This window comes from Sporichthyaceae bacterium, assembly GCA_036269075.1.
Classification (GTDB): Bacteria; Actinomycetota; Actinomycetes; order Sporichthyales; family Sporichthyaceae; genus DASQPJ01.
On sequence record DATASX010000053.1, the window covers coordinates 1 to 10527 of the forward strand.

A 10527-nucleotide genomic window follows, 5' to 3' on the forward strand; every position below is an offset into this window, starting at 1 on the left:
ATCCCGAAGGCCGAGGTCGAGGAGCTCATCCTCGAAGAGGTCCCGGACATCGCCTACACCGACATCGGCGGCCTCGGCGCGCAGATCGAGCAGATCCGCGACGCGATCGAGCTGCCCTACCTGCACGCGGACCTGTACCGCGAGCACCAGCTCCGCCCGCCGAAGGGCGTGCTGCTTTACGGCCCGCCCGGCTGCGGCAAGACGCTCATCGCCAAGGCGGTGGCGAACTCCCTGGCCAAGCAGGTGCAGGCCAAGGCGGCGGCCGACTCTGACGGCAGCAGCAAGCCCGCGGAGGGGAAGTCCTTCTTCCTCAACATCAAGGGCCCCGAGCTGCTCAACAAGTACGTCGGCGAGACCGAGCGGCACATCCGCCTTGTCTTCCAGCGGGCCCGCGAGAAGGCCTCTGAGGGCATGCCGGTGATCGTGTTCTTCGACGAGATGGACTCGATCTTCCGCACCAGGGGCTCCGGCGTCTCCTCCGACGTGGAGAACACCATCGTCCCGCAGTTGCTGTCGGAGATCGACGGCGTTGAGGGCCTGGAGAACGTCATCGTCATCGGCGCCTCCAACCGCGAGGACATGATCGACCCGGCGATCCTGCGGCCAGGCCGCCTGGACGTCAAGATCAAGATCGAGCGGCCGGACGCCGAGGCGGCCGGGGACATCTTCTCCAAGTACGTGCTGCCGGAGCTCCCGCTGCACCCCGACGACCTGAAGGAGCACGGCGGCTCCGTCAAGGCGACGGTGGACGCGATGATCCAGCGCACGGTGGAGCGGATGTACTCCGAGTCCGAGGAGAACCGCTTCCTCGAGGTCACCTACGCCAACGGCGACAAGGAGGTCCTGTACTTCAAGGACTTCAACTCCGGCGCCATGATCGAGAACATCGTCAACCGCGCCAAGAAGATGGCGATCAAGGACTGGCTGGACCAGAAGCAGCGCGGCATCCGCGTCTCCCACCTCATGGCGGCCTGCGTCGATGAGTTCAAGGAGAACGAGGACCTGCCCAACACCACCAACCCGGACGACTGGGCCCGGATCTCCGGCAAGAAGGGCGAGCGGATCGTCTACATCCGGACGCTCATCTCCGGCAAGCAGGGCTCCGAGGCCGGCCGCTCGATCGACACTGTCGCGAACACGGGGCAGTACCTGTAGGCCTCACCTCTGGGCCTGCCGGCCGTCGACTGCCGAACACCTTCGTGACGCCCGGGGCGCGACGCGCCGCCCCGGGCGTCACGGCTGTCCCGGCCATGTTCAGCAACCTTCGGCGGGTGGGGTCGCGGGGCCCCTGCGCCGCACCCGTTCCACCTCCGCCGCCACCCATCCGGGGCGGAAGCGCACGTCCTCCCAGGTGAACCGCAGCAGCACGTAGCCGCGCGCCGCGAGGCCGTTGGCCCGGCGTCGGTCGATCCGATAGGCCTCCCGATCGGCGTGGAACTCGAAGCCGTCGCCCTCGATCACCAACCAGTCGTCGACCAGGAAGTCCACGACGCCGACGCCGGCGATCCAAACCTGGCTGCGCACCTCGCCGGACCCCAGGTCGAGCAGCAGGCGCAGCACCGACTCCAGGGGCGAGTCGGCCTTCCGGTCCAGATGGGCCACGGCCCGACGCAGCGCGGTGGCACCGGGGCCCGCGGCAACAGCCGCGGCTGCGTGCAGGTCGACCGTCCGCACGAGATGGGCGCGCAGCGCGGAGTCGATCACGCAGACGGCGTCGACCAGGCTCAGCGTGCGAGCACAGTCGAGCACCGTCCGACGGACGCTCGTGACAGCCGGCCAGGTCTCCACGTCGGCCGCACCCAAGGCTGCGCGGTGGACGCGGACGCCACGAGCCGCCCTACTGCTGCCGAGCGGGATGGTCACATGCAGCTCGTCCAGCTCGGCCCAGGTGCCCAGACCGTGCAGTCGCGCCGCGGTCACGTGCGAAGCCACCCCGCCCAGCCGCACGGCCGCAAGAAGCCCCGGCGGAGCAGTCGGAAGCGCGTAGCTCCCGCGGGCGATGCTGAGCACGACGCCACGGTCGGTTGCGGAACGTAGCGCCCGCTCGGGGACACCCATCACCCGCAGGCGGCCCCAGCGGGCGGCACCGCCGCACTTGGTGAGGGCCACCAGGGGATCCATGCCGCCGAGGATGCGCCCGCGGCACGGGTGCCGACTGGGCCTACCGACCGGTTGTGGACAGCGTTGCCCCTGTGGAGACCGCCGACCGCGTCGGCTGCCGAACATGGTGGTGACGGGTGCGGCGCTGGGCCTGCCGAACGGCGCCCCAGGTGTCACAGTCCGGTTCGGCAGCCTTCGCTTTCAGGGCGCCGTTCGGGCCTTGCCGGTGGGGCCCGGAACCGCCCTGGCGTGCTCGGTGGCCATCGAGGTCGTCAGGTTGCGTACGCCGAGCACGATCGCGGCCGCGCCGAACGCGGCTGCGGTGACCCGGATCGGGCCCATCCGCAGGTGCTCGTCGAAGGCCAGCACCCCGATGAACAGCGCGGTGACCGGCTCGCACAGCGTGATGGCGACCAACGGTGTGGACAGCCGGCCCCGCTGGAACGCGTTCTGGGTGAGGATCAGCGCGACGATGCTGACCGCGATGTAGAGGTACAGCCGCGGATCGGCCAGCAGGCTCCCGGGCGAGGAGGCCCGCGTGGCCGCCGCCTTGAGCAGCGCCGCCGCCACCCCGAACAGCGTCCCCGTCGCGATGGCCAGCGACACCGCCGACCATCGGGGCACGGCGAGGTGCAACGCGCCGGCGGCCACCACAACCACCGCAGCCACGGCGAACACGACCGACCACGCGGCCCAACTCGGGTTGGCGTGCGCCCGGTGCGGCTTGGCCGCCTCCAGGAACAGCGCGATCCCGGCCCCGGTGAGCGCGACCGCCCGCAGCTCGCCCGGGTCCGGGCGACGCCGCTCGATCAGGGACTCCAACGGAACCGCGATGACCAGGCCCAGCACCATCAGCGGCGCGACCACGCTCAGTGGCCCCAGCCGCAACGCCCAGAACTGCACCCCGACGCCGGCCGTCGCGGCCAACCTGCCCGCCAACCACAACGGCCTGCGGCACAACCGGACCAGCAGCCGCGGGTCGAGAACCTCGTACTGGTCCTCGCGGCGGGCGGCGACATGCTGGGCCGCCCAGCTCAGCGCGAACAGCGCGGCGGCGACCAGCGCCACCGGCACCGCCGCGGCCGTCACTCACGCCGCCGAGCGGCCCGCCACGCTACTCGCGCGTAGGGCGGAGCCGGGTTCGAGGCAGGACACGCGCGCCCGATGACCGTGGGTCCACAGGTGCGTGTCATCCGGCCTCGATACAGTCACGCTGCGGCGCCAGGCCGCGCTCGACGGAATTGGAACGGGAGAGTCTGTGACAGGTCCAGGTGCTGCTTGCTTCGGCGCCGAGGAACGCCAGGAAGTGCTCGACGTTCTGGCGTCCGGTCATCTTTCGCGTTACGGCCGTATGGACGATCCGGGCTTCGGCCACAAGGTCTACTCCCTCGAATGCGAGTTCGCTCAATTCTGTGGCGTGAACCATGCCGTGGCGACCAGTTCCGGCACCGGTTCCCTGCTCGTGTCGCTGCTCGCCGCCGGGATCCGTCCGGGTGACGAAGTCCTCGTGCCCGGCTTCACCTACGTCGCCTCCATCGGCGCCATCATCCACGCCCGAGCCGTTCCGGTGCTCGTCGAGGTCGACGAGTCGCTGACGATGGACCCGGTCGACGTCGCCGCAAAGATCACCGACCGGACCCGCGGAATCCTCGCGGTGCACATGCTCGGCAACGCCTGCGACATGGACCCGATCTGCAAGATCGCCGCGGACCACGGCCTGATCCTGATCGAGGACGTCTGCCAGGCCGGGGGAGGCTCCTACAAGGGTCGCCGGCTCGGTTCGTTCGGGGAGTTCGGCGCGTTCTCACTGAACCGGTACAAGATGATGTGCGCCGGCGACGGCGGGATCATCACCACCAACGACCGCTCCCTGTACGAACGTGCCTTCGCCCTGCACGACCAGGGCCACACGCCGCTGCGCGACGGGATGAAGGAAGCCGGACCGCGCAGCCTCATCGGCCTGAACTTCAAGATGAACGAACTGACCGGCGCGGTGGCACTTGCTCAACTGCGCAAGCTCGAAGCCATGCTGACCGCGCTGCGCATCCGCAAGGCCGCGCTGAAAACCGCGCTGGAGGCTGCCGTCGGGCCGGACCCGGACTGGGTCTACCGCACGCTGCCCGACCCGGAGGGGGAGTGCAGCAGCCTGTTGACAGTCCTGTTCCCGACCCAGGAGCGCGCCGCCGCGGTGGCCGAGCGTCTGGGTACCCGGACGGTCGCCGGCTCCGGCTGGCACGTCTACGGACTCATGGACCAGATCGTGGAGCACAAGACCGCGTCCCCGGACTGGTCGGAGCCCGCCCGGTACGCCCAGCCGGGCGACCTGCCGCGTACCGACGACATCCTGGCCCGCGCGCTCAACATCAGTGTCGGTGTGGTCGACAGCGGGATCGGTGCCGGATTCGGCATCAACATCCACGCGGAGCAGCCGGAGATCGATGCGGTCGCTGCGACGTTCGCGGCCGCCTGCACGGAGGCCTGACGTGTCTGTTCAGCTTGGTGTTCTCGGCTTCGGGAAGCTCGGCAGGATCCACGCCGAGCACGTCGCCACCTCCGAACGCGCCCGGTTGGTCGCGGTGTGCGACTCGAACCCCGAAGCGCTGCGCAGCGCCCAGGACCGCTACGGGGTCCGGGCCACCGCCGACCTCGCGGAGTTCCTCGCCGGCGACTTCGACGGCGTCGTGATCGCCTCGCCCACCCCGCTGCACCCGGAGCACATCCGGGCCGTCGCCCGGGCCGGCAAGGCGATCTTCACCGAGAAGCCGGTCGGCCTGTCGCTGACCCACACCGACCAGGTGCTGGCCGAGGTGGACGCGGCCGGGGTGGTCTTCCAGATCGGCTTCCAACGCCGCTGGGACGAGCGCTACCGCCTGGTGAAGAAGGTCATCGACTCCGGCGACATCGGCGACCCGGTGCTGCTCAAGGCCCACGGCCGCGACCCGGACGCCTCGAACCCGGCCAACTGGGGCCTGGACCGCAACGGCGGCCTGTTCCTGAACTGCGCGATCCACGACTACGACGTGGCTCGCTACCTGCTGGGCCGTGAGGTCGAGGCCGTCGGCGCCACCGGCGGCGCACTGGTGCACAAGGCACTGGCCGAGCGCGGCGACCTGGACACCTGCTTCACGACGCTGTTCTTCGGTGAGCAGGCCATCGCGCACACCGAGTGGAGCCGCTACGCCGCCTACGGCTACGACGTCGCCCTTGAGGTCGTCGGCACTCGCGGGATCGTCCACTTCGGCCGCGATCAGGACCGAACCGTGCTGGTCCGCGACATCCGCGGCGGGCTGACCGTGTTCGACGTCTTCGCCGACGCCTACCGCCGGTCGATCGAGGCGTTCGCCTCGGCGATCGCCGACAGCACCGAGGTCACCCCGGGCATCGGCGACGCTCGCACCGCGCTGCAGATCGCGCTCACCGCGCGAGAGTCGTGCGCGTCGGGCGGGGCAAGGATGGCAATCCCGGAATTGCCCGACCTGCGTCTGCTGGCCCCCGTTGGCGACAGCGGCCTCCGCGGCAGTTGATCAATGCAGGCGGGAGTGGCCCGATTCCGACGAAATTCCGATCCGCAGTTCGGGCCACGGACGCATGCACCTGGCCACCAGGTGCACAGTAGGCTCGTGGCATGAGCGTCTGGCGCGTCATGGGTCTGGAGACCGAGTACGGCGTCTCGGTCCCGGGTCAACCGGGCGCGAACGCGATGCTGATCTCCTCGCAGGTTGTCAACGCGTACGCGACCGCGACCTCCCGGGCCCGTCGCGCGCGCTGGGACTTCGAGGAGGAGAACCCGCTGCGCGACGCCCGCGGGTTCGACCTCTCACGCGACCTCGCCGACTCCAGCCAGCTGACCGACGAGGACGTCGGCCTGGCCAACGTGATCCTGACCAACGGCGCCCGGCTCTACGTCGACCACGCGCACCCGGAGTACTCCTCGCCGGAGTGCACCAACCCGCGCGACCTCGTCGCCTGGGACAAGGCCGGCGAGTCGATCATGGCCGTCGCCTCGGAGCAGGCCTCCCGCATCCCGGGCGCCCAGACGATCAACCTCTACAAGAACAACACCGACAACAAGGGCGCCTCCTACGGCACCCACGAGAACTACCTGATGGCGCGGGCGACGCCGTTCTCGGACATCGTCCGCCACCTCACACCGTTCTTCGTGACCCGTCAGGTGGTGTGCGGCGCCGGTCGGGTGGGCATCGGGCAGGACGGCCGCGGCCACGGCTTCCAGATCAGCCAACGCGCCGACTTCTTCGAGGTCGAGGTCGGGCTGGAGACCACGCTCAAGCGCCCTATCATCAACACCCGCGACGAACCGCACGCCGACGCCGAGAAGTACCGCCGCCTGCACGTAATCATCGGCGACGCGAACCTGGCAGAGATCTCCACCTACCTCAAACTCGGTACTGCCTCGCTGGTGCTGTCGATGATCGAGGACCGCTTCCTGTCGGTGGATCTGTCGGTCAGCTCGCCGGTCTCGACGCTGCATCAGATCTCGCACGACCCGACGCTGACCCACCTGGTGACCCTGCAGTCCGGCCGGAAACTGACGGCTGTTCAGTTGCAGATGGAGTACTGCGAGCAGGCCCGCAAGTACGTCGAGGACCGCTACGGCGCCGACGCCGACGACGTCACCCAGGACGTGCTCAACCGCTGGGAGTCGGTGCTGACCCGGCTGGCGACCGACCCGATGAGCCTGTCCCGGGAGCTGGACTGGGTCGCGAAGCTGGAGCTGCTCAACGGCTACCGCGAACGCGACGGGCTGAACTGGGACGCGCCCCGGTTGGCGTTGGTCGACCTGCAGTACAGCGACGTGCGGCCGGAGAAGGGGCTGTACAACAAGCTGGCCCAGCGCGACCGCTTCGACCGGATCGCGGCTGAGGCCAAGGTGTCGTGGGCGATGACGAATCCGCCCGAGGACACCCGCGCCTACTTCCGCGGCCGCTGCCTCGACCAGTACCCGGACGAGATCGCCGCGGCCTCCTGGGACTCAGTGATCTTCGACCTGCCCGGCCGCGACTCGCTGCAGCGGGTGCCGACCCTGGAACCCTTACGGGGCACCCGCAAGCACGTCGGCGAGCTGCTCGACCGTTGCTCGACGGCCGAGGAGCTGCTGCGCACCCTAGCCGGCGGCTGACGCGCCGACCTACGGTTCCACCGCACACAGGTAAGCGCCTACGGGTAAAATCACGTTACGGTCTTCGACCGGCGCGCGGCGCAGTCGCGTGGGAGTGCGACGAAGGGATTCCGCCATGGCGACCAAGGACACCGGTGGCGGGCAGGCGCAGGCCCGCAAGGGCGAGCAGACCGAGGAACAGGCACCGGCCGCGCAGGAATCCACCGACGTCGCCGAACGCCACGAGAAGCTGAGCGACGACGTCGACTCGATCCTCGACGAGATCGACGAGGTCCTCGAGGAGAACGCCGAGGAGTTCGTCCGTTCGTTCGTCCAGAAGGGCGGCGAATAACCCGTACCCGCGGGCCTGCCCGATCTGCTCCACGACGCACCGTGCCCGGTCCCCGGGACGGTGCGTTCGTCATTCCGCCGGGCAGTCCAGGGCACGCCTACGAGGGTGTTGAACGATGCGCCCGTCAGCCGTGATCGCCACTGGATAGGGTTTCAGCGTTCTGCACCGCGGCAGAGAGGATCGGCGTTGACCAGCATCCACGACGGAACCGGGCGCGTTCCGGCTGCGTTCCTCGCGCAGGGCACGTCGTCGTTCACCGACTTCCTCGGTTCCTACGCGCCCGAACTGCTGCCGCACCGGCGTGCGCTGCCCGCAGGAGCCCACGTGGACGCACCCCACGGCACCACGATCGTCGCGGCGACGTTCCCGGGCGGCGTGGTCATGGCCGGCGACCGGCGAGCGACCATGGGAAACCTGATCGCCCAGCGCGACATCGAGAAGGTCTTCCCGGCCGACGAGTTCAGCTGCGTCAGCATCGCCGGCACCGCCGGGATCGGGCTGGAGATGACCCGGCTGTTCCAGGTGGAACTCGAGCACTACGAGAAGATCGAGGGCACCACGCTCTCCCTGGACGGTAAGGCCAACCGGCTGAGCACGATGATCCGCGGCAACCTCGGGCTGGCCATGCAGGGCCTCGCAGTGGTGCCGATGTTCGTCGGCTACGACCCGGAGTCCCGCGAAGGGCGCATCTTCAGCTACGACGTCACCGGCGGACGGTACGAGGAGACCAACTACCACTCGGTGGGCTCCGGGTCGCTGTTCGCCCGAGGTGCGCTGAAGAAGCTGCACAGGCCCGGCATGAACGCCGACCAGGTGGTCCGGGTGACGGTGCAAGCGCTCTACGACGCCGCCGACGACGACTCGGCCACCGGTGGCCCGGACCTGACCCGGTCGATCTGGCCGGTGGTCTTCGTGATCACCGCGGACGGCGCCCACCGCTGGTCCGACACCGAGGTCGGCATGGTCGTGCGCAGTGTGGTCGAGGAGCGGATGACCGCTCCGGACGGCCCGCACGCCGCCGAGTGATTCCTCGTCAGCAGGCTTCCGTTCCCAGGAGAGGACCCCAGTCGCGGTGACGACTCCCTTCTACATCTCGCCCGAACAGATCATGAAGGACAAGGCGGACTATGCCCGTAAGGGCATAGCCCGCGGGCGGTCCGCCGTGGTCCTGCAGTACGACGCCGGCATCCTGCTGGTCGCGGAGAACTGGTCGCCGGCGCTGCACAAGATCAGCGAGATCTACGACCAGATCGCGTTCGCCGCGGTCGGGCGCTACAACGAGTTCGAGAACCTGCGCATCATGGGCGTCCGGATCGCCGACCTGCGCGGCTACTCCTACGACCGCCGCGACGTGACCGCCCGGGGTCTGGCCAACGCGTACGCGCAGACCCTCGGCACGATCTTCTCCTCGGCCGGTGAGAAGCCGTTCGAGGTCGAGCTGGTCGTGGCCGAGGTCGGCGACAACGCCGAGTCCGACCAGATCTACCGCCTGACCTACGACGGCTCGGTCGCCGACGAGCACGGCTACATGGTGATGGGTGGGCAGACCGAGCCGATCAACGCCTATCTGGAGTCGAACTACTCGGCCGGGCAGTCCGTCGAGGACGCCGTACGGACCGCGGTCCGCGCTCTCGGCGAGAGTGGGCAGGCCGCAGGCGCCGAGGGCCCGCGCCGCATGGCCGCCAACCAGCTCGAGGTCGCGGTGCTCGACCGCGCCCGGCCCAAGCGCAAATTCCGTCGACTGACCCGCGCCCGGCTCGAGGAGATCCTCGGGGCGGCCCCGGCCGACGAGCCTGCGCCGGCGCCGAAGTCCGAGGACGGCGAGCGCCCGCCGGTCGGCCCCGAGCCGCCCAAGCCGGGCAGCACGGACGTCGGCGGTTCCGGCGGCCCCGCGCTGTAGCCCGCGCCGCCGCCCTACCACTTCGCAGTTCGACAACGTTCGATCGGCTCGCCTCACTCGTCTGTGTTCCTCGCTGCGCTCGTCAACAGACTTCAATCGGCTCGGGAACGGACGCCGCTCGCGAGCTCGCGGCGGTGGCTTGCCTCCCTTCGCCGGAGGAGTCGAGAGAGCTCGCAAGCTCGCTCTCTCGACTCCTCCGGCTCCGGTCGGCGAGCCGTCCGTTCCAGCAAAATGAGCGGCGTCCGCTCCGCTCGCCTCACTCGTCTGTACTGTGACTTTCATGGATCGGCGCATCTTCGGCCTCGAGAACGAGTACGGGGTCACCTGCACGTTCAAGGGTCAACGGCGGCTCTCACCCGACGAGGTGGCGCGCTACCTCTTCCGGCGCGTGGTCTCCTGGGGCCGCAGCAGCAACGTGTTCCTGCGCAACGGCGCTCGGCTGTATCTGGACGTCGGCAGCCACCCCGAGTACGCGACTCCCGAGTGCGACTCGGTCATCGACCTCGTCACCCACGACAAGGCCGGCGAGCGGATCCTCGAAGGGTTGCTGGTCGACGCGGAGCGGCGGCTGCGCGAGGAAGGCATCGCCGGCGACGTCTACCTGTTCAAGAACAACACCGACTCCGCCGGCAACTCCTACGGCTGCCACGAGAACTACCTGGTCGGCCGGCACGGCGAGTTCGGCAGGCTGGCCGACATCCTGATCCCGTTCCTGGTCACCCGGCAGGTGATCTGCGGTGCGGGCAAGGTGCTGCAGACGCCGCGGGGCGCGGTCTACTGCGTCAGCCAGCGGGCCGAGCACATCTGGGAGGGCGTCTCCAGCGCCACCACCAGGTCCCGGCCGATCATCAACACCCGCGACGAGCCGCACGCGGATGCCGAGCGCTTCCGCCGCCTGCACGTCATCGTGGGCGACTCCAACATGAGCGAGACGACGACGATGCTCAAGGTCGCGAGCTGTGACCTCGTCCTGCGGATGATCGAGGAGGGCGTGTTGATGCGCGACCTCACGATGGAGAACCCGATCCGCGCGATCCGCGAGATCTCCCACGACGTCAC

Annotated in this window: 11 protein-coding genes; 8 read left to right on the forward strand and 3 right to left on the reverse strand. The window is 69.3% G+C overall.

Going from position 1 to position 10527, the window contains the following annotated elements:
• A partial coding sequence (arc, locus tag VHU88_09725) for a proteasome ATPase (GenBank protein ID HEX3611952.1) occupies positions 1-1155 on the forward strand: 1155 nt, incomplete at its 5' end.
• 99 nt (positions 1156-1254) lie between these two features.
• Here arc and VHU88_09730 read toward each other — a convergent pair.
• The 3 genes from VHU88_09730 to VHU88_09740 form a co-directional block, all read right to left on the reverse strand.
• Positions 1255-2121: a DUF559 domain-containing protein gene (locus VHU88_09730; GenBank protein ID HEX3611953.1), complete on the reverse strand. Its 867-nt coding sequence runs from the start codon at positions 2119-2121 to the stop codon at positions 1255-1257.
• A gap of 180 nt (positions 2122-2301) precedes the next feature.
• Positions 2302-3189, reverse strand: coding sequence for a DMT family transporter (locus tag VHU88_09735; protein HEX3611954.1), 888 nt, complete (start codon positions 3187-3189; stop codon positions 2302-2304).
• Between the two features lie 100 nt (positions 3190-3289).
• Positions 3290-3508 carry a hypothetical protein gene (locus tag VHU88_09740; protein HEX3611955.1) on the reverse strand — a complete coding sequence of 73 codons (219 nt, stop codon included), beginning with the start codon at positions 3506-3508 and terminating at the stop codon, positions 3290-3292.
• Here VHU88_09740 and VHU88_09745 point away from each other — a divergent pair.
• From VHU88_09745 to VHU88_09775, 7 genes are all read left to right on the forward strand, one after another.
• Positions 3407-4582, forward strand: coding sequence for a DegT/DnrJ/EryC1/StrS family aminotransferase (locus VHU88_09745; protein ID HEX3611956.1), 1176 nt, complete (start codon positions 3407-3409; stop codon positions 4580-4582). The two genes, VHU88_09740 and VHU88_09745, sit on opposite strands and share 102 nt — an antisense overlap.
• Before the next feature lies 1 nt (position 4583).
• A complete protein-coding gene (locus tag VHU88_09750; GenBank protein ID HEX3611957.1) occupies positions 4584-5624 on the forward strand; it encodes a Gfo/Idh/MocA family oxidoreductase in 1041 nt (346 codons plus the stop codon).
• A gap of 101 nt (positions 5625-5725) precedes the next feature.
• Complete coding sequence (dop, locus tag VHU88_09755) at positions 5726-7237, forward strand: depupylase/deamidase Dop (GenBank protein ID HEX3611958.1); 1512 nt, start codon at positions 5726-5728, stop codon at positions 7235-7237.
• Between the two features lie 115 nt (positions 7238-7352).
• A complete protein-coding gene (locus tag VHU88_09760) occupies positions 7353-7568 on the forward strand; it encodes a ubiquitin-like protein Pup (protein HEX3611959.1) in 216 nt (71 codons plus the stop codon).
• A 186-nt stretch (positions 7569-7754) separates the two neighbouring features.
• Positions 7755-8594: a proteasome subunit beta gene (gene prcB / locus VHU88_09765; GenBank protein HEX3611960.1), complete on the forward strand. Its 840-nt coding sequence runs from the start codon at positions 7755-7757 to the stop codon at positions 8592-8594.
• A gap of 46 nt (positions 8595-8640) precedes the next feature.
• On the forward strand, positions 8641-9468 hold the full coding sequence (prcA, locus tag VHU88_09770) for a proteasome subunit alpha (protein ID HEX3611961.1): 828 nt from the start codon (positions 8641-8643) through the stop codon (positions 9466-9468).
• A gap of 280 nt (positions 9469-9748) precedes the next feature.
• A partial coding sequence (locus tag VHU88_09775; protein ID HEX3611962.1) for a proteasome accessory factor PafA2 family protein occupies positions 9749-10527 on the forward strand: 779 nt, incomplete at its 3' end.

What these genes read in the sequence shown, in the direction of transcription:
- dop (HEX3611958.1), top strand. Translation starts at nt 5,726, where the DNA reads ATGAGCGTCTGGCGCGTCATGGGTCTGGAGACCGAGTACGGCGTCTCG.
- VHU88_09730 (HEX3611953.1), bottom strand. Translation starts at nt 2,121, where the DNA reads ATGGATCCCCTGGTGGCCCTCACCAAGTGCGGCGGTGCCGCCCGCTGG.
- VHU88_09760 (HEX3611959.1), top strand. Translation starts at nt 7,353, where the DNA reads ATGGCGACCAAGGACACCGGTGGCGGGCAGGCGCAGGCCCGCAAGGGC.